We start from the raw sequence: 19,616 nt of genomic DNA on the forward strand, positions 1-19,616 counted from the left end.
AAAACGGTAGCGCAAACGAGGCGGAAGATGACCGCCGAAACACATCCGATCGACGCTGTTGTCGCGCTCTCCATCTACCGACCGATGGGAGCAATCCTCCTCACCAATGCCATTCTCATTCAGCGCAGCTCGGAAGCGACGACTCCTCAGCGGGCCCATTGGTACGGTGTCGAGCTGCCGAAGGCTGCGAACAAGCGTTCACACGCGCTCATTTTCACCAATTGTGCTTACCCGCCCTGCGCGCATAAAATCCGAAAATGCGTTTACCTAGATCGCGACATGCTCTCATTCCGCGCACGAAAATCTGCTGCGAAATCAATGTTCGCAGCGATATGAGCCGCTGCGGCGTTTTCCGCAGCGGGCCCAACGTCTGCGGTAAAGGTCGAGACCGGCCGGAAAGGCCGACCACCAAAAATGGTCAGGCGACAGCGGATTGATCAATGCTGCCGATCATCGGTCCAACGATGTCGTTGACTTCATCGATGCGTCACGAAACAGGCGTCGAAGGCTGCGTCGATGATCGCGAGCTTGACGGCCTGCGCCCTGTGATATTCGCGGCGGAAGCCTTTCGAGACCCAGAGCCGGGACCTGCCGCGCGCTCCAACCCAGCCAACGCTTCCCATGGACTCCGCCTCGGCGAGCTTGCGGCCCAGTTGTGTCCGCGACAATTTCAGCCGCTGCGCCAGAGCGGAGACCGAGGTCACGTCGGTCGTGATACGATCGAGGCTGGCGTCCTCTTCCTCACAGCCGACGATCAGGCGATCCATCAACACGCCCCCCTCGTCGACCCAGGTGAACAGCTTGAACGTCGGTTCGGGTTCGCGAACCATGTGAGACCCGAGCAAGCCGTCGGCAATCAGCGGCTGCATGCGCTGAACGACCTCTGGTCGGGCGGCCAATGTCGCCGAACGGCTTCCGCCATCAAGGCCATCCAGCGTTGCGAGATGCAGCAAATGCCATTGATACAGCGCATCAAGCGCTGCAGGTCCCGGCTCCACCAGGCGATGACGCTTGGCTTCGCTTCCCGCAACATGGCGCACGATGCCGTATTTCAACATCTCCTTGACGAAGGCAGCCGCAGTGTTCCGGCTTGCGATCTGGTGATGCTCGACAAGATCGAGCACACGAGCGGTCAACACTCCGGAGCCAGGGCCAGCCACAGCAACATCCCGGAAGAACTGCGCTACCGCCGCGTGGGCCATCAGCCAGCGCTGCTGCGTTGCAAACAACGATCCCATCCGCGGATCGGCAGCGTTGAGAAGCAAGAGCGCCCAGGCTTGTCCGCGCACGCGGGATTCAAGCGCGGGATTCAGAAAAATGTCGTCCGCATTCAATGCCATCGGGTCTCTCTAATCCAAAGTGTACCGGTGAACGCCGTCGACCGCGCGCGTCACCGGCACATTGAAGTCGCATCAGCCACTACCGCCTTCAGAATGCAAGGCAACAAGGCCCGCGCATTTACTATCGCACCAAGATCAAGAATTCATCGGCGCCGGCCTCCCACCGCCGGACGGCATAGCTCTGCGCGCCGTCGACATGAGCTATCGCTGCCGGCATGGCATGAAGTATGTTGGCATTCCCAATGAGATTCCCCTGAAGGCGCCTGTAATGAATTTCGTCGCATCGGCCACTGACGGAACGCAGCGCGGGCTTCCGAAACACCTCAAGGGTCTGGAAGCTCAATCAATCGAGATCATGCGCGAAGTCGTCGCCGAATTCAGACGCCCGGTGATGCTCTATTCGATTGGCAAGGACTCCAGCGTCATGCTGCATTTGGCGCTCAAGGCGTTCCACCCCGCTAAGCTCCCGTTTCCACTTTTGCACGTTGATACGACATGGAAGTTTCACGAGATGATCGCGTTTCGGGACGAGACCGCGCGGCGCCTCGGCATCGAGCTGCTCGTTTACATCAACCAGGATGGTCTTGGCCGCGGCATCTCGCCAATCACATCGGGCTCGACGATCCACACTCAGGTGATGAAGACCGAAGCGCTCAAACAGGCGCTCGATCTCTACGGCTTCGATGCGGCTTTTGGCGGCGCTCGCAGGGACGAAGAGAAGAGCCGGGCCAAGGAGCGCATCTTCTCGTTTCGCTCGCGCGGACATGTCTGGGACCCCCGCAACCAGCGCCCGGAATTGTGGAACCTGTACAACACCCGTGTCGGACCGGGCGAAAACGTTCGCGCTTTCCCGCTATCGAACTGGACCGAACTGGATGTCTGGCACTACATCCATCTGGAAAATATTCCCGTGGTGCCGCTCTATTTCGCCAAACACCGCCCGGTCGTGGGGCGCGGCGGCTCCTGGATCATGGTCGATGACGAGAGACTGACCCTCAATGCGGACGAGCAGCCGGAATCGCGACAAGTTCGATTTCGAACGCTGGGTTGCTATCCCCTGACCGGAGCGATCGATTCCAGTGCCACAACGCTGGAAGATATCATCTCGGAAATGAGATCGACGCGGCTCTCGGAGCGGCAGGGTCGCCTGATAGACAGCGACGAATCCGCATCAATGGAGCGAAAGAAGCGCGAAGGCTACTTTTGATGGACAGCCGCGAGTTTCCCGTCGAAGCGCAGAGCAAGGACCTGCTTCGTTTCCTCACCTGTGGATCGGTGGATGACGGAAAGTCCACGCTGATCGGCCGCCTCCTGCATGACTCCAAGCTGATCTTTGAAGATCAACTATCCTCGTTGGCGGCGGAGTCGAAGCGCCACGGCACCACCGGAGACGACATCGACCTTGCACTTCTCACGGATGGGCTCGAAGCCGAACGGGAGCAAGGCATCACGATCGACGTTGCACATCGCTTCTTCAGCACGCCTCGACGTTCTTTCATTGTCGCCGACACGCCCGGCCACGAGCAGTACACGCGGAATATGGCCACCGGCGCGTCGACAGCCGATCTCGCCATTCTCCTGATCGATGCGCGCAAAGGTGTTTTGCCGCAGACCAGACGACACTCCCTGATTTGTTCGCTGCTCGGCATACGTCATGTTGTCCTGGCCGTGAACAAGATTGATCTGATCTCCTATCAAAGCGACATTTTCGTTCGCATTGTCGATGAATACAGAACCTTCGCCGGGGAACTCGGCTTTTCCTCGATCGCACCGATTCCAATCTCGGCCCGACATGGCGACAACGTTACGAAGGTGTCGGACAACACGCCCTGGTTTCGCGGGCCAAGCCTGCTCGACTATATCGAAACCATCGATGTGAGTGGCGACACGATCGAAAGTCCGTTCCGCTTTCCGGTGCAATGGGTCAACCGACCCCATCTTGATTTCAGAGGATACGCCGGCACGTTGGCATCCGGGACAATCAATGCCGGCGATCCCGTCGCCGTCGCGAATTCCGGCAGACTCTCAAGGGTGAAGGAACTCTTGACCGCCGAAGGCGCTCAGACCTCCGCCCAGACCGGTGACGCGATCACGATCACGCTCGCAGACGAGCTGGACATCGCCCGCGGCGATCTGCTGATCAGTCCGGATTCTCCTCCCGAAGTATCGGACCAGTTTGCCGCACATGTCATCTGGATGAGCGACCAGCAACTCATGCCTGGCCGCTCCTATCTGGCCCGCATCGGCACCCGGACGACGCCGGTTACGGTCACCGGGATCAAGTACAAGATTGACGTCAACACGCGCGAACATCTTGCCGCCCGCACCCTCGGCCTCAACGATATCGCGTTCTGCAACCTGTCGACGGACACACCCATCGCGTTCGACCCGTACGGGCAGAACCGCAAGACTGGATCATTTGTCGTCATCGACCGCTTGACCAATCATACGCTCGGCGCGGGGATGATTGCGTTTGGCCTGCGTCGTGCCACCAATGTCCACTGGCAGGCCACATTGATAGGAAGGTCAGAGCGCGCTGCGCAGAAGCACCAGAAGCCAGCCATCATATGGTTCACTGGCCTGTCGGGTGCCGGCAAGTCGACGATTGCCAACATCGTTGAGCGCCGGCTTCACGCTGGCGGCCACCACACCATGATGCTGGACGGCGACAATCTGCGCCATGGTCTCAGCCGGGACCTCGGTTTCACGGAGGCGGACCGCGTTGAGAATATCCGTCGCGCCGGAGAGACAGCAAAACTCCTGTTGGATGCAGGCCTGATCGTTCTCTGCTCGTTCATTTCTCCATACCGTGCTGAGCGTGACATGGTCCGTCGTCTGGTGCCTAATGGAGAGTTCATCGAGATATTCGTGGACACACCCATCGACGAATGTGCACGGCGTGATCCAAAGGGCCTCTATGCCAAAGCGAAAGCCGGCAAGATCAAGAATTTTACCGGCTTCGATGCCCCGTACGAACCACCGACAACTCCCGAAATACACCTGCAAACGATTGGTCAGCAGCCCGAGGAGTTGGCGGACCAGATCGTGAAAAAATTGGCCGCACTCGGGATTGTATTCATATAACAGGCATCGGACCGCTTCATCGATGCCCGATTGGCGAGGAGAACACCGGCGGCCGGTAGGGAGCAACGGAAACGCCGAAGTTCCGGCCATATTGCTGCTGGACACCGGGGATGTTGACGATCCCGACCTTGAGGTCAGGCGATCTGGCATCGACGGGCGGCAGATTGATGCTCGGATTGACCCGATCGACCTCCCTCCTGAGCTTCTGGTTGAGGCAGTCCATCGACCGGCTGGATCCGATTTCCACTTCCACGCATCTGTCGGGCGAGGCCGGCGTCCGGCTACCGCTCGACGAAACCGGGGAGCGACCATCAGCAGCGCTTTTCGGCGTGCTGCTTCCGACCACGATTGGCGGAAGAATGTTGACCTGCTCTTCGGCCACGGCCGGTGACACGAGACAGGCTGCCAGAACCAGTGAAGATGTCATCAGCCGCATCATGATCTCCTCTCTTCCCCGCAAGTGGGTGCGAACAGACTCACCCCCGGACAAGCCGTTCCATACGCACGGCCCCTATCGCCCTGCCCGCGCCTGCGCGACGAGCGCACTGAGCTGGGTGTTGAGCGCAGCGATATTCACTGTGCCCGTTCGCGATATGCCCTGACATTTCCGGCCACAGCCGCGACCCGATGGGACTGGTTCGCCAAACGTCGGCACGGGAATGCTGCCGGTCACGCGAAAACCGCGAGCGGCGAGCTTGGAACGCACCGCCATGCAGTAGTTTACCGAAAGGAACGAGAAGCGCGTTTCGCCGTGGCCGGCGCGGTATTTCATCGCGGCGGTACACAGGTCGCCGCCGGCGAGGCGCCAGGCCTTCGCGAGATAGACGACACCGTAATGGATGTTGGTCTCAGGCACGGCCAGATCGGCCAGTGTGCCGGCGAAACCCAGCATGCGTGCCGTCGAGGGCAGGATCTGCATCAAGCCGATCTCGCCGACACCGCCGATAGCACCCGGATCATATCCGCTCTCCACAGCCATCACCGCCTCGGCGATTTCGGGCGCGAGACCGACCTGCGCGGCCTCTTTTTCAATGAGGGCGCGATAACGCGAGCCTGCATCGGGTGCACGCGCTGGCGGCGCCTCGCTCTTCGCTTCGACCGCAGCATGACGAGCGTCGATGGTTTTTGGCGCCGATGTCGCCTCGGCCCGAGCGTCGACCGGAAACAGCAAAGCGAGCAGAAGCAATCCCAGGACCAAAGCGATCGACGGGAGCGACATCATTGATCGCGCCAAACGAACGCTTCCGTTGCCCGCCGACATCTTCTATTTCTCCCGCTGCAATCGATCCGTCGCCCGCAGCGAGAACCGTAAATGCAACGGCTGCAGCATCTCGGGCGGTGGCACGCCAACATTTTGTCCGGTCAGCAAGGCCCGAAGGCCGACGGAAGCTCTGGGATCACTGAGACCGTCAAACTCGACGCGATGCAGCCGACCATCCGACGATACCCAGGCTCGGAGTAAAAGTGTCACAGGCGGCACATCGCCACCTGTGCTGCGGCTGTCCAGGTACTCCTGGAAATGTCGGGCCTTTTCGTCGTCGGCCGCCAGTCGTTGCTCGATCGTGTGCTTCAATTGCCTTGCGAAAGCCTGCCATGCCGGCGGAACCGCATCGGCCGGACGGTAATCGCTCCTCTCCGCGGCAATCGGCGATGCGTTGACGCCAGCTCCAGCGGCAAGCAAACCGGCTGCCGCAGCCAGCGAGCCGACGACTCTATTCCACCACGTGGTGCGGGATTCACGACGGGTCATCGTCAACATGTCTCGTTGGACCTGTCCGCGAACTCTTTCCGAACGCCTCAGCGACATCGCAACGAGCTACTGAAGAGCGGCCGCCTGGCCGTTGACATCGGCGTTCTCGTATCCCACGGCCTGTTCGACTGGTGCCGCCGCTCCCTTCCGGGCCGACAGCTCGCGAAGTTCATCGCGCAAGTAAACGATCAGCTCCTGCACCAGGCGATCCCAGATGTCGATCTGCGCGCGCAGATGGTCCGCGGTCACCCCACCCGCAACCGAGACGTCCAGGGAAAGCACGAGGAACTGCTGGCTGAGCTGAAGGCGCGCAAACCGGCGCGTCGCATTCCAGCGATTGACCAGATCGAGCGGAAGCTCGCCCTGGACCTGGAGCACCGCGGTAAAGGCCGCATCGACGAAACTCTCCGTGTTCGCAAGCCAATTCCCCGGACGAATGTCGAAGGTCAGACCTCCAGTTGCCGAGCGGAGATAGGTCAGACTGATCACGGGGTCGGTGAGCTCCTCCACGCGGTAGCCGACCTGTTGCAGCGCTGAACGCAGATCATCGAGGGTGAGCTTGACGATAACGGTATTGGACATTGCTAACTCCACTGAGGTTTATTTCCGGGAATTGTCGAGCAGGCTCGAAAGCGCAAGCTCATTGAGAATGGGCGGATTCTGCTTGAGTAACTCCGTGAGGTAGGCCCGCCGCAGCGCGGCGGCCCGTTCGCTGCGCATCTGCTGCACCAACTGGTCGCGCACTTCGGGCAAGGTCCGTGTGTAGGCCGCCTTGGTGTCGATCAGCTTGATGATGTGCCAGCCATCGTCGAGCCGCACGGCCTCGGAGATCGCATTCTTGGCCAGTCCCTGCACCTGCGCCTTGATCTCCGGCCGGATCTGATTTTCCGCAACCCAGCCGAGATCACCGCCGCCTTTTGAATCACTCTCAGCCTGCGCAATCGCGCCGAAATCGGCGCCCGGCGCCCTCAGCTTCGCCTGGATTGCCTCGATCGATTTCCTCGCCTTGTCTTCAGCCGCCTTGTCGCCCTCGTTCGCCGCGACGAAAATCTGCGCGAGGTGGAACTGCCGAGGCACCAGCAAGGCGCCGCGGTTGGCGTCGTAGACCTTCTGGAGTTCGTCCTCGCTCGGGAAACTCTCAGGAGGCGTCGAGACCGACTGAAGGTAGATCTCGACCACGGCGTTCTCGCGCACGCGATCGAGCTGCGCCGCGACGTTTGGTTGCTGATCCCACTTCTTGGCGATGACTTCCTGCAAGGCCAGCCGGTTGGCGAGCAGCAGGCGAACCGCCTGGCTCAGCAGCGCCGGGTCCTTCGCGAGCGCCGCCTGTTCGCGCGCTCCCAGCGCGCCGACATGAGCGCGGAGCTCCTCCGCCGAAATATTGGCCTCGCCGACCCGGGCGATGACGTCATCGCCGCCGGTCGCCTTGGTGGGCGCAATCCCCTGGGTTGCCGGTGCCGGAGCTGCCGACGTCGGCGTTGCCGCGGCGGCCGTTGCCGGCTTCGGTTTTACAGCGGGTTGAGCCGGGCGTTGAGGCGCCGGCGCGGTCTGGGCAAGTACCGTCCCCACGGACAAGCCCAGGATCGCCAGGGCGGCTCCGGCAACAAGGATCGAACGCGATGATCTGATAACACTGAGACGCTTCATGGTGTTGCCTTCTGGTCAAGCAGCTTGTCGATATTTTCCTGAACGAAATTCTGCGCGCCGACGCGGCCCAACCCGGTCAGCGGTTCGCTTGCGACTACGGCGTCGCCCAGGGTCAGGCTGCGATATCGATTGAGAATGTCGCGACCGACATTGACGAGCTGCACGTTCTTCGCCTGGCAGCTCTTGGTGCTGGCCTTGTACGCCGTTGCCTCGCTCTCGAACTTGGCACGCTCGGCGTCCTTGGTGCGGGCGACGGTGGCGGCCTCCTCATAGGCGACCTTCCACTTCTCCAGCGTCTGGTTGCGCTCCTCCAGACGCTGGTTGAATTCGTCGACCGCCTCGCGATGCTGCTTCTGAAGCTGCTTCGCTTCCGCCTTGGCCGCGTCGACCTGCGCCTTCAGGGCCGCCTTCTCGCGGTCGGCGTCCGCGATCTTCGCCTGCAGGGCCGTCCGCTGGTCTTCCATCTGCCGCGCCTGTGCGATGGCGCTCCGCAGCGCCTCGCGCAGACGGTCGGTCTCGCTTTCGGCGCGAACCTCGCCACAAAACATCGCAGCCGCGGCTACGGCCGCCAGAAGACCGGAAATCCGGGGGTGCATGATCAGAACCTCGCGTTCAGATCGACTTGCAGGACATCGACGGCGTAAGGCACGCCCGCAATGTTGTTCGCGCTCAGCCAGCGCACGCTGGCCCACACGTCATCGCTGAGCCCGACATTGCCGCCGACGAAGTAACCCTTGAGATTGGTGCCGCCGAGGCCAAAGTCGGAATCGACGAAAGCGTCGATGGTGGCGTCGGATTGCAGGTATTTGTACCCCGCATGCACGTTCCAATCCCAGAGGTGCTTGATCTCCTTGTTGCCGACGGTGACGCGGCCGAGCCACCCCTGATTGCCGCCGTTGAAGGGACCGGGCACATTGCTCGCGACGTCGGGCCCGCGATTGTTGACCGCATATCGGTTCATCAGGTTGCGGTCGAACGCGCTGTTCCAGACGTACTCGCCGTCGAGCACGATGTGCACCGGGTGGAAATGTCCGAGGTCGAATTGCACGCTGCCGACGACGGGCCGATATTGCCCGACCAGACCGAAATATTGATAGAGCGGCGGGACCGGCACCGTAGGATCGGAGACGATGTTGCGCAGCGTCGTGTAGGTGTTGCCCTTCTGCGCGAAGGACGGCCGGGTCAGATCGGTATCGCACAGATCCGATGCCGACTGCACCGGACAGGGGCTGGAGAAGCGTCCCTGGACATTGGAGAAATCGTAGTAGGCGGCTGCGACTCGCATCGACGTCTCGGAGCTGAGGCGCGCCGCCACGCCCGCCTGACCGCCGAACAGCCATTTGTCGTGGTTGGCGAACTTCGTGACCCCGCCGGTCCTCGCGTCGAAATTGGTACCGATGTTGAAGTCGGTATTGTAGATCGGGAACGCACCGGCAACCGCGAACGGTGTGACGTCCTTGGCGATCTCGTACTTTCCCTGCATCGCGAGACCGTCAAAGCCGAGGTCCCTGTGCCAGACGAGATCGGTCGGAGACCAGAATGGATTGTCGAAGCGGCCGACGGACACCGCCAGATTGCCGTCCCAGGATTGATGCTTCAGATAGCCTCGATCGAGCCACAGTGCGTATTTCGAGAAATTACCTCCGTTCGCACCAAGCGACTGATTGGTGGAAACGGGCGAACTGTTCTCTCCCGTTGCGATGCGTATGCCCGCGGTGAACCCATTGAATATGTCTGCCTCCATGCCCAGGCGAGCGCGAAGCCGGGCCTGGTGGCGGTCCTGGGTGGCGTTGTAGGTCGGCGCGAAGCTGTTGCTGTTCAGATCGTACGGTGAACCAGTGTTGATCGCGTTGAAATTGTATGCGTGAAGTTGGTCGTTGCCTTCCGGAAAGAAACTGCCCTGATAGCGCGAGCGCACATCGCCCGAGAAGCGGATTCGCTGCGCCCATTCCGGATAGGCGCCGGGCGAGGCCCAATTTTCCTTTTGCGCCTTGGCCATCACTTCCTTCTTGATCTCCTCGCGCAACTGCCTTTTGACGACCTCGGGCACGTACGTGACGTGCCGGGTGCCGGGCGGCGAGGCTGCTGCGGCCGCCGCGGTCGCGGCCTTGGCCGCTTCGTCGGCCTTGGCGGCGGCGTCCTTCGTGGCCTGTCGCGAGACATAGGCTTCGTCGTCGGCCTGCTTGATCAGCGCCTGAGCCTGCTCCTCCTTGATCACGCCCTGCTTCACCAGCAAGTTGACGAGATTGATCGTCGTGTTCGACGACAGGGGTTTGGCGTCGGACACGGTCGGACGCTTCGATTCGGACTTCTTCGCCGCCGGGCTCGGATCCGGTCCGGCCTGGCCAAAAGCTGGCGCCGCGACGGCAAGCGCACACAGCGATATGGCGGTCGACGACGTCAGGCGGCGTGCGTCGTATCTCTTCCTCAACATAAGTCCCCAGTCCTCTGCTAGTCACTCGACTCGAACGAATTGATTGCGGCTCGTCAGCTTGGCCGGCGCGCGGTGACGCGCGCCACTATCGGCATCGGCATGTCCCGTGGGGGCGGCTCCCGCAACACGAGGCTGCCAAACACGTCGGTGCGGATAATGGCGTCGAGCTCGGCGTCGCCGGTCGACGAGACCAGCTGAATGCGATTGACGCGGCCGGTCGCATCGGCCCACAGCCGGATTTGCATCTGCATCGTCGCATTGCGGGTCTTGCCGTTGGCGTGCAGCGCCGCCTCGATCTGCGACTGCACTATCGCCTGATACCAACCCCATCGACTGCCGCCGCCGCCTCCGCCGCCATAGGGACTGCCACCCACCTTGCTGCCGAGATTGAACAGGTCGCCGGGTCCGACGGCCTTGGCGTCGAGCGCCAGCGGGCCTGGCGGCTCTTCGTTCTTGGCGTCCTTGACCGGCTCGTCCTTCGGCTTCTCGACCGGTTTGTCTTCCTTAAACTCCGGCTCGGCCATCTTCGGCTGCTCGATCATCTTCTGCTCGGGCGGCGGTGGAGGTGGCGGCGGAGGCGGCGGCGGCGTGATGTTGACGACCGTCAATTCGCGCACTTGGCGCGGCGGCGGCATATCGTCATGACCGACGAACATGAATATCGCGACGCCAAGGACGCCTGCGATAGCCAGCGCAGCACTGTAGCGCAGCAATGGTTTCGCTCGTGGCAGGGATAGCCGCCGCGGACCGCCCTGTTGTACCGGCGCGTTCATGACACCGCCTCGAGTGCGACCGGTTCGGAATTCCTGCCGGTGACGTACTGCATGACGAAATTCACGACCGTATCGAAGTCAGTCGTATCCAGCGTGATCGTGGCATCGGGAGCCGCCTCGATGACGACGTGATAGGTGGACCGATCAGCCAGGAAGTCGACATAGGCGACGCGATCGATCGACAGACGCGAGCCCGGACCGCGCGACATCACCAGCAACAACGGATCGCGTTCGGGAACGCGGCTCGCGACCTGCTTGCGCAGCAGGTCCGCAAGCTTGACCAGAAGGGCTTCGCCACGGATCGGGAAATGAAGCACCATGCCGGTATCGGATGCGCTTGGTCCGGCGCTGGCTCGCTCGACATTGTGCACTCCAGCGGTCGATACAAGCGGCCCGACCGGACGCGCGCTCGTGACGGTCGGCGGCACGTCGATGGCGGTCCGGTCCGCACAGGACAGGATCGCGCGAAGCCATGACCACAAGGCGCTGGCTCCCTGTCGCAGATCGGCGCGCATATCCATGGAGGTGCCCATTCGTTCCGTCACTTCACGAGCGGCTTGGTCGCGAGCCCGACCTGCGTCAGGCCGACACGGCCGAGCAGGTCGAGCACATCCATCACGCTCTGATATTGGGCTTGCGCGTCGCCGCGCAGCACCACCGGGAACTCCGGTGTCAACGCCTTCTGCTGCACCAGGCGCTGCTCGAGCTCCGGCAGCGTCACCGGGATCGTATCGAGGAAGATCTTGCCGTCATTAGCGACCGTGATCGCCTTGGTGGTCTGGGTGGCGAGGCTCGGCGCAGCCGATGCTTTCGGCAGATTGACCTTCTGGCCCTGCACGGTCGCCGTCGTCATGATGATGAAGATCACCAGCAGCACATAGGCGAGATCCAGCATCGGAGTGATGTTGATGTCGTCGTACGGCTTGGACTCGTTCTGGACCTGCATCGTCGTCACTCCGCGGCGATGCTGCGTTCGATCTGGTCGGCGGAGTAGAACTCCGCCATCTTCGTCACGAACTCGTCGACGAAGACCTGGATGTCGGTGGTCAGGTCCTTGATGCGGGAGATCAGGTAGTTGTAGCCGAACAGCGCCGGGATCGCGACGCCGAGGCCGGCAACCGTCGCAACCAGCGCGGCGGCGATGCCCGGGGCGATCGCGTTGACGTTGACGTCTCCGCTGGCCGCGATGGCGGCGAAGGTGATCATGACACCTACCACGGTGCCGAGCAGGCCGAGGAAGGGTCCGCCCGAGATCGCGATGGTCAGCACCACCATCAGCCGGTTGAGCCGTTGCATCTCCTTCACCGAGCCGCCGTCCAGCGCGGCGCGGATGGCGGCAATCGACGCGGCCGAGAGCACCGGGTTACGCTCGCCCTTTCCGGCGAAGCGATGGCGAATTTCCGACGCTCCGATATGATAGATGCGATAGAGCGACGAGGCCTGCATCATCCTGGCATCGGCTTCGTCGACCCTGCCGCCCATGGTCCAAACCTCGTCGGCAGCACCGCGATCCAGCATGGTGAGATCGGCCGCGAGCTCGCGGAAGCTCTTCATGAAGCGCGCATTGGCCTTGGCCTGCCTGTTCAGGTACGAGGCCCTGTCGTACATCACGACCCAGCTGACGACCGCCAGGATCAACAGGATGCCGATTACGATCCAGCCGTCGAGCGTCACCGATTTCAGGATCACAGCGAAGTAGCCCGACAGCCAGCTTGCGGTCTCCTCGTCGACGCTGAAGGTGACGAGCTTGGCCTGGCTCGGTCCCTGCCCGATGGCGGCGAACTTGATGAAGCCCGGCGACCGCGCGATCTTTGCGATCTGAAGCTCGTCGATGTCGCCGACGAAGCCGGCCATCGCCGCGGCGGCGGCAGGTGCGGCCTCCGGCGTCGGGGCTGACGCATCCGGAGCCGCTCCACCGTCCGTTGCGGACGATGACTGCGCCGCCGCGGGAGCGGCCATGGCCGTCGCAGGCACCGCGTCGCCTCCGACGATGGCGGCGTTCGTGCCGAGCGCCGGCAGCGTCGCAGCGAGCGATGCATAGGGCGTACCGTCGAGATAAAGGACGACCTGGCCGCCATTGGCGACGACGGCGAGATGATGCCAGCCATTCGGCGCCAGCGGCGCTGCGGCGCCGCTGCGTTGTGCAGATCCCGCGTTCGTCACCTCGACGAACGGCACACCATTATCCAGTCCGACGGCAAGACCGTTCGCGCCGTCGCGGCGGCTGTACAACGCAGCGTTCGGCTGCATCGCTCCCGGCTTGATCCAGGCCGACCAGGTAAATGCCGCGTTGTCGCTCAACGCGAGCGACGGGGCAGCCGGCAAGGTCAGCGCGCCACGACCGTCGAGGCGCAAGCCGGTGCCGATCAGCGAACCGTCCGCAGGTTGGCCGACGCTTTGCGCATTGTTGGCCCAGACCGAAGCGTCCAGCGCCGGCGTGCCTCGCTCGTTGAAGTGATAGACCAGCATCGTATCCGGATCGTAGGTCCCCTTCGCATCGCTGGTCGCGACCGCCTTCTTGTTGCCGGAATAGAGCCAGATGTCGGTCTTGGCGCCCGGCTGAAGGTTGGGCACGGCCACCCAGAGCAGCGCCTCGCCGAGCAGCGAGTCGTATTTCTCGATGTGGTGCTTCAGCGGCGTCTTGTCGTCGCCGGCCACGAACCGCAGATCGCTGCCGTCGTCCTTGGCCGAGGCAAAACGAAAGTTTCCGACGTGCAGCCGGACCAGGACCGGCGCAGCCCCGATCGGATCGGTGATGCCGGCGCCCGACGCGCCGGTGTCGATCGTGATCTTTGCGAAGCTGCCAGTCGTCGTTCCACCACGCCTTGGCCGGCGACGGACACAGCATCAGTGCCGCAATCAAGACGGGCACCAATCCCTTCAGAGCCCGCCCAGCCGCTCGCCGAAGCGTCGACCGGCAGGCGCCAGCCATGTGATCCCATCCTGCAATCATCAGAATTCACCCCAGATTCGGAAATTGACGCGCGGACTTCTCGCGCTCGAGTAGGTCTGACTGACCATCGGCACCGAATAGACCAGCGTGCCGTTCAGGTAGTCGAACATCTTGAAACGGCTGCCGACGCCGTAGCTCCACAGATTGAATTGCGATTGCTGCTCGGGAAGCGCGTTCAGCATGGTCGCCATGCCGGCGTCCGCGAATGCAAACGCCCGCCATTCGTTGAAGATCGTGAAGCGCGCCTTGCCCTGCCCGGTCTCGTCCTTCATCTGCGCTTGCAGCATCTCTCCCACATTCGGGCTGCGCAGCTCGAGATTGCCGACAATACCGTTGTCGCCGAGCGTCTCAGACTCGAGATAGCCGCGCACGGTGTCGAGACCGCCGACGCTGAACTGCTCGCTCGAGACCAGCGGCCCGTCGGCGAGCTGCCCCTGCACCTTGCCGTAAAGCTGGAAGCCCTCCGGCAATTCCTGAGTATGCGACGCATCGAGGTTGAAATGGGTGAAGCTCGGGGAGGCCCCGTAGCGTTTGGTGTCGAATGGAACGACGCCATCTCCCAGCGGCCGCAGATTGTAGGTGACGGCGGCATTGAACTGGGTCGTGAACGTCTCGTTCTGGAATGTCGCGCCATAGCTTGCGATAAACGGGTAATAGGTGACTGGAGACGAGAAGCCGGCACCGCCAAGCTTCACGGTCTGATCGAAATGCTTGTAGACGACGTCGGCCGAAAGCGTATGGAACAGGTTCTCCCGCGCCGGCAGCGTCATCACCGCGCGACTGCCGATGATCTCTCCGGGCCCGATCACGTTCGTGCCGCCGACGGTCGCGACGTCGCTGCTCGATTTCACGCCGTAGAACTGGACGCTCAGCCAATCGACGTTCTGCACCCGCGCTGAATAAGAGCCGGAAAACACCTCCGCATCGCCGGGACGCTCCGGCGCGACCTGATAACTGAAGTTCACGGAGTGGCCGAGTTGCCAGAGGTTGTCGTAGTGCACCGTGCTGCTGACGCGCAGCGCGGTCGTGTTGGGGGACTTGCGGTTATTCACCTCGACGTTGGCATGTATCGGGACCTTGTCCTCGACGTTCAGATCGACATCGACGGTGCCCGGCGTCACGCCGGCACGGAGCGCAGGAGTCACGCGTCGATCGGGCCACTGGTTGAGCGCAACGATATCCTTGGTGACCTCGTTGAAGTTCGGGACCGTCCCTTGCTTGAGAGAACCCGCCCCCTCGGTGATCTTGTCCAGCCGGAAATAGCGTGCGTTCTTGACCCGCAGACGACCGACCTTCAGCTCCGTCACCTTGAGGGTGATCATTTTGGCCTGCGCGTTCTGCTGCGGAACGGAAACGCTGACCGTTTGATAACCCTTGTCGTGATAGGCCTTCTCGAGTGCCGCCCGCGCCTTTTCGACGTCGTCGGCGCTCTTGCTCGGTCCGAGATATGGATAGAGCGCTTCTTCGATGTCGACCTGCGGAAGCGTCTCGGCGCCCTCGATTGCGAAATCGTCGATATCGAAACGTTGCACGATGGCTGCCGGTTCTTGCGCGGCAGCAGCTTCCGTTGCCGCGGGAGCGGACGGGTTGTTCGCCTTCGGCGCGGCGACCTTGGCCGCATGGGCCGGCAGCGCGGCAGCGAAGCCGCCGGCCAACATGCCCATCGCCAGACAAAACAACGCCGTGCCCGCCGACGCACGCCGGCGGTGCTCGCAATCGATTCCACTTTTCACAGATGCCCCGCCCGACTCCCGAACCAGCTAAACGAGGCCACGGCCGGACACCGTAATCACGCCCCTCGCTCTAAAGACGACTGGGCCGCATCCAACCCGCAAAACTTTTTTTTGCGAGATCGGGAAATGTTAGCGATCATTTTAGGAGCAGTGTCTGACGTGACGTGCCAGCGTCGATTCGTGCGGCAACGAGAAGGACGCGGCCAGGAGCTCACGTGTGTTCGTGTCGAGCCGGATTACGTTCAACCGAGCAGCACAACGCCGCCAGGCAGCGACCGCGCCTGGGCTCCGAACAACTGCTGAACCTGGGGCACGAAATCCCCGAGCTTGTTGATCTGGAACGTGCCGTTGACCATGCGCCGTTTCAGATCCGCATTGGTGATGATGATCTTGCCGGACCGATAGCGATTGACCTCTTCCACGACATCCGCAAGCGGTCGATCGCGGAAAATCAGCAGTCCTGCCTGCCAGGCCGTCACCTGCCCCGGGTCGACCTTTACGGAGGCTTCGATCCCGCCCGGCGAATAGGACACCTGCTGCGCCCTGCCGAGCCGCACCGTTCTGTCGCCTTGCGCGACATCCACGCTTCCGCTCAAGCAGGTCACCGAGACGGCACCATCGAGACAACGCGCGTTGAAATCCGCTTCCACTGCGGAGATCTGGCCATTCGCCGCCAGAAGGACAAAGGGAGTGGCGGCGGATGTCGCCACCACGGAGGCTTCGCCCGAAATCAATTCAATCCGGGTTTCGTTTGACGCCGAACGCAGCGCGATGCTGGTCTGCGTGTTCAACTCCAGGGACACGTTCGGCGCCACTGCGATCTTGCGCAACTCGCCTTTTCCGGTCCGGTAATCGGCGGACAGCTCTTCGAGCGAGGGCCAAAGGCCAAGCGGCGGGCGCACGATTGCGTAACCCGCAGCGGCCGCAGCCACGGCGGTCGCGCCACCCAGAAAGGCGCGACGTCCAATGGCCCTGGGCACCGCTGTTCGCGAGGACCGTGCAACGCCGCCTGCGGCCCGCTGATCGGCCAACTCAAGCGCAGCGACGCCCGCATGACGAAAGACGCGGGCCGCGTTCTTGAAGGCGGCCTCGTGCGCGCCGCTTTGTTGACGCCACGCTTGCAGCGCCTCGACGTCGGCCCTGGTCGGCTCACCCGTCTTGAGGCGAACGATCCAGTCCAGGGCTTCGCGCAGAAGCGCGTCCGGCTCAGGTGTTTCGTTGGTCGCGGTCAAGATCCATAGCCCATCTATCGCACTCGCCAGACCGGTAGCCAAACCGGGCCAAAGGCAGTCACAGGCAAGATATTATCGATTTCCCTCAATTTCGAACAGCATTCCGCGGCCCGGGACATCGGCGGCAATGTTCCGGCAATCAACTGCAAGACACATCCGCGGTCAGGGAAGCGAACGGCCGCGACGGCCGCATTAGCGCACCCTGCAACCGCCGTCACTGCCACCGCCTGCGTCATTCCCCCGGAATCCCCTGTTCAGCTTGCGGCGCGTGACGCCTGCTGCACGGTGTCTCTACTCGATAGACGAATGGCGCCCGGCTATCCCGAAGAAAAACCGCGCAAGGGGCGGCCTATCGATCAAATTTTCCTGCCTGCGCCGGGCGAAACAAGACATCCGATGCGTCGGCTTGCAATATCGACGCGCTCACGATCGCGGACGCGGGCCGCCGAGACGGCGGCGCAATGTATGTTCGAGGCTGTCGGCACAATGGCCAAGCGCCAGCTTCAGGTCGCTCTCGACGGTCCGGATGCTGACCTTGAGCCGCGCGGCGACCTGGTGCGCCGGCTGCCCCTCGATCGAAATGCTCCGAAGGACCTCGCGGGGCCGCGGCGGCAACTCGGCAAGCGCGCGCTTGAAAGCCTCGATTTCCGAACGCGCCTCGACCACCCTGGCCGGATCCGGTTCGTCATCGCATATGTCGAGAAACGCGTCTATCTCCGACGCGCTGACACGGTAATTCTGCGCCTTGCGGCGGTCCTTCGCGATGTTGATGGCGGTACGAAAGATGTAGTCGGCAGGACTGCGTACGGGTTCGGCATCCGTTACCCTGTCGAGGCGCAGGAACGTCTCGTGCAAGGCTTCGTGGGCGAAATCGGCCGACCCCAAGCGACGCGTAAGCTTCCGGATCAGGCCTTCATAGTTCTCGACCAACTGCCCCCGCAGCCGTATTCGATTGCTATCAGCCACGTTTCACGTGCCCAACATACTCTGGTATTTCCGGCGCAAACATTGCCTACGCAACGACCGCAAAAGGTTGCGAAGGTCGTACCGGTGCGGGGCTACACATTTATGACACAAGGTGCAAGCCATTGCACGGAGGCCCCGTGCCATCGGCATGGCCCGATCTCATGACGGATCAAAACTCGAGCTCCAGGTGAATATTGAGCCGATCCGGCAACTCGGGTGGAATTGGCGGCAGCGGCTGGGCTCTCCGGATGGTCTCGATCGCCTCCTTGTCGAGCAGCAATTGACCCGAGCTTGTTCGCACCCAGACGCCGAGCAGCGTGCCATCCCTCGCCATGGCGAACTGCGTGTCGACGACCTTTCCTTCGAGATGTATTGCGCTCGCCGCCTTGGGATAACGCTGGTACCGCGAAACGTGCCGAAGCAACGTCTGTTGAAATTTGACGGCCGCGCTGCTCGCAGGCCCGCTCACGGCCGCAGGCATCGGCGGAGTGTCTCCGGGCGAGACAGTTCTCGCTCTCGGAGCCGGAACGGGATCGTCGGATGGTGTCGGATCCGGGTCCTTCAATGAAGTATCGGCGCGGCTCGCAACATTCGCCGCGTCCGGTTGAGAAACCGGGGCGACGGCTATCGGGACGGCTTCGGGCCGCGGAAGTAGCTGAACCTGCACAACCGCGGCCGACTGTTGCCCGGGAGAGCCGGCCGGCACTTGCATCCTGATCCAGTAGACGCCACCGACGAAAAGAACGGCCGCCAGAGCGGGAACGCCGAGCAGGCGATAGAACTCTCCCGATGACGAGGCGGCATCGAGGTCATCGTCCTGGAAGGATCCAAGCACCGCAGCTCGTCCCTTCTCGTTTCCGCGGCGAATATCGCTGTCGCTCATTGCAGGGACTTCACCACGATGACGACGCGGACCGGCTGTGGCGTATTCGCCGGCGCCGGCTTGCTGATCGTCAGGCCCCGAAGCGCCGCCGAAACTGCAACGTCCCGCTCGTGGTCCCCGGTCGAGCGGAACAACTCGGTTCGCTCGATCGTGCGCGCGGGATCGATCCAGATATCCAGCACCGCGCGATAATTGCCATCGCGCGTCTTTGCGTTCTTTCGAAGCGCATTCTGAATGTCCATCTGCACTCTCTGGCTGTAGTCCTGTAACCGGGCCGCATCGTCGGCATCGCCGGTCTGACGCACGCGCAGCCGCCCCAGGGACAGATCCGATGTTGCGAGGGGCGCCGCCGGAGGTGCATAGCCGACGCCCTCTGCGCTGGGAAGAGCAAGCGTGATGGCATCGGGACGAATGTAGCGCACCTTCAGCTCCGTGCTCGTAAGCAGCAGGTTCAGTGCTTCGTCCGCGGCATACGTTCCTTCAACCGCGACCGACGTCCGGCCGACGGCGGAGTTGCTTTCATAGAGCACTTGAATGCCGGTGGTCTGCCCATAGGCCTGCAACGCACCGGCCAGGGACTGTGCCGGAATGTGGAATGCGATCGGCCTGCCCGCACGCGCCGACCGGTCTTCCTCCGCGGCATTGGCGCCGAAGATGACCGTTATCAGCCAAGCGGCCAAGACCAGCTGCAGGCGGAACGCCGCGCGGATACCGCCTCGAGGGCGGTCGGCATGTAAGGCGATGGCGCCATGCAATGTAGCTGCTTTCATCGTGCTGCTCTTGTCGACCAGAAACAGCACGTCAGCCATCTGGATCGTTGA

Annotated in this window: 19 protein-coding genes and 1 pseudogene; 3 read left to right on the forward strand and 17 right to left on the reverse strand. The window is 62.4% G+C overall.

Going from position 1 to position 19,616, the window contains the following annotated elements; translation table 11 throughout:
• Positions 1–27 precede the first annotated feature (27 nt).
• Complete coding sequence (locus N2603_RS27895) at positions 28–336, forward strand: hypothetical protein (protein WP_260384650.1); 309 nt, start codon at positions 28–30, stop codon at positions 334–336.
• Between the two features lie 140 nt (positions 337–476).
• Here the strand turns inward: N2603_RS27895 and N2603_RS27900 are convergent, their stop codons facing one another.
• Positions 477–1,340 (reverse strand): hypothetical protein, encoded by an 864-nt coding sequence (locus N2603_RS27900; protein ID WP_260384651.1) that lies wholly within the window; start codon positions 1,338–1,340, stop codon positions 477–479.
• Between the two features lie 268 nt (positions 1,341–1,608).
• Here N2603_RS27900 and cysD point away from each other — a divergent pair, with 268 nt between their 5' ends.
• Both cysD and cysN read left to right on the forward strand, forming a co-directional pair.
• A complete protein-coding gene (gene cysD / locus N2603_RS27905; protein WP_260424271.1) occupies positions 1,609–2,547 on the forward strand; it encodes a sulfate adenylyltransferase subunit CysD in 939 nt (312 codons plus the stop codon).
• Entirely contained in the window at positions 2,547–4,424 is a 1,878-nt protein-coding gene (gene cysN / locus N2603_RS27910) for a sulfate adenylyltransferase subunit CysN (protein WP_260384652.1), read from the forward strand. Before cysD ends, cysN begins: the two co-directional genes overlap by 1 nt.
• Positions 4,425–4,440: 16 nt before the next feature.
• Here the strand turns inward: cysN and N2603_RS27915 are convergent, their stop codons facing one another.
• The 16 genes and pseudogenes from N2603_RS27915 to N2603_RS27990 form a co-directional block, all read right to left on the reverse strand.
• A complete protein-coding gene (locus N2603_RS27915) occupies positions 4,441–4,863 on the reverse strand; it encodes a hypothetical protein (RefSeq protein ID WP_260384653.1) in 423 nt (140 codons plus the stop codon).
• A 72-nt stretch (positions 4,864–4,935) separates the two neighbouring features.
• Positions 4,936–5,643, reverse strand: coding sequence for a lytic transglycosylase domain-containing protein (locus tag N2603_RS27920; protein ID WP_425249010.1), 708 nt, complete (start codon positions 5,641–5,643; stop codon positions 4,936–4,938).
• 45 nt (positions 5,644–5,688) lie between these two features.
• A complete protein-coding gene (locus N2603_RS27925; RefSeq protein WP_260384655.1) occupies positions 5,689–6,183 on the reverse strand; it encodes a hypothetical protein in 495 nt (164 codons plus the stop codon).
• Positions 6,184–6,240: 57 nt separating this feature from the next.
• Positions 6,241–6,756 carry a YbjN domain-containing protein gene (locus tag N2603_RS27930; RefSeq protein WP_260384656.1) on the reverse strand — a complete coding sequence of 172 codons (516 nt, stop codon included), beginning with the start codon at positions 6,754–6,756 and terminating at the stop codon, positions 6,241–6,243.
• A gap of 18 nt (positions 6,757–6,774) precedes the next feature.
• Entirely contained in the window at positions 6,775–7,821 is a 1,047-nt protein-coding gene (locus N2603_RS27935) for a peptidylprolyl isomerase (RefSeq protein ID WP_260384657.1), read from the reverse strand.
• Positions 7,818–8,417 carry a hypothetical protein gene (locus N2603_RS27940; RefSeq protein ID WP_260384658.1) on the reverse strand — a complete coding sequence of 200 codons (600 nt, stop codon included), beginning with the start codon at positions 8,415–8,417 and terminating at the stop codon, positions 7,818–7,820. The genes N2603_RS27935 and N2603_RS27940 overlap by 4 nt, the downstream gene beginning before the upstream one ends.
• A 2-nt stretch (positions 8,418–8,419) precedes the next feature.
• Positions 8,420–10,255 (reverse strand): putative porin, encoded by a 1,836-nt coding sequence (locus N2603_RS27945; RefSeq protein WP_260384659.1) that lies wholly within the window; start codon positions 10,253–10,255, stop codon positions 8,420–8,422.
• A 53-nt stretch (positions 10,256–10,308) separates the two neighbouring features.
• Positions 10,309–11,028 carry a TonB C-terminal domain-containing protein gene (locus tag N2603_RS27950; protein WP_260384660.1) on the reverse strand — a complete coding sequence of 240 codons (720 nt, stop codon included), beginning with the start codon at positions 11,026–11,028 and terminating at the stop codon, positions 10,309–10,311.
• Positions 11,025–11,510, reverse strand: coding sequence for a hypothetical protein (locus N2603_RS27955; RefSeq protein WP_260384661.1), 486 nt, complete (start codon positions 11,508–11,510; stop codon positions 11,025–11,027). The genes N2603_RS27950 and N2603_RS27955 overlap by 4 nt, the downstream gene beginning before the upstream one ends.
• Before the next feature lie 59 nt (positions 11,511–11,569).
• Positions 11,570–11,974, reverse strand: coding sequence for an ExbD/TolR family protein (locus N2603_RS27960; protein ID WP_260384662.1), 405 nt, complete (start codon positions 11,972–11,974; stop codon positions 11,570–11,572).
• A gap of 5 nt (positions 11,975–11,979) precedes the next feature.
• Positions 11,980–13,981, reverse strand: a pseudogene (locus N2603_RS27965) (DUF2341 domain-containing protein).
• The gene (locus N2603_RS27970; RefSeq protein WP_260384663.1) at positions 13,981–15,639 is read right to left on the reverse strand and encodes a ShlB/FhaC/HecB family hemolysin secretion/activation protein; all 1,659 of its coding nucleotides are present in this window, start codon (positions 15,637–15,639) and stop codon (positions 13,981–13,983) included. The pseudogene N2603_RS27965 and the gene N2603_RS27970 overlap by 1 nt, the downstream one beginning before the upstream one ends.
• A gap of 317 nt (positions 15,640–15,956) precedes the next feature.
• On the reverse strand, positions 15,957–16,946 hold the full coding sequence (locus N2603_RS27975; protein WP_260384664.1) for a FecR family protein: 990 nt from the start codon (positions 16,944–16,946) through the stop codon (positions 15,957–15,959).
• Positions 16,947–17,369: 423 nt separating this feature from the next.
• Positions 17,370–17,831 (reverse strand): RNA polymerase sigma factor, encoded by a 462-nt coding sequence (locus N2603_RS27980; RefSeq protein WP_311740636.1) that lies wholly within the window; start codon positions 17,829–17,831, stop codon positions 17,370–17,372.
• A gap of 250 nt (positions 17,832–18,081) precedes the next feature.
• On the reverse strand, positions 18,082–18,795 hold the full coding sequence (locus N2603_RS27985; RefSeq protein WP_260384666.1) for a TonB family protein: 714 nt from the start codon (positions 18,793–18,795) through the stop codon (positions 18,082–18,084).
• The gene (locus N2603_RS27990; RefSeq protein WP_260384667.1) at positions 18,792–19,604 is read right to left on the reverse strand and encodes an STN domain-containing protein; all 813 of its coding nucleotides are present in this window, start codon (positions 19,602–19,604) and stop codon (positions 18,792–18,794) included. The genes N2603_RS27985 and N2603_RS27990 overlap by 4 nt, the downstream gene beginning before the upstream one ends.
• Between the last annotated feature and the right edge of the window lie 12 nt (positions 19,605–19,616).

The organism is Bradyrhizobium huanghuaihaiense (genome assembly GCF_025200885.1).
In the GTDB taxonomy this organism is placed as follows: Bacteria; Pseudomonadota; Alphaproteobacteria; order Rhizobiales; family Xanthobacteraceae; genus Bradyrhizobium; species Bradyrhizobium huanghuaihaiense.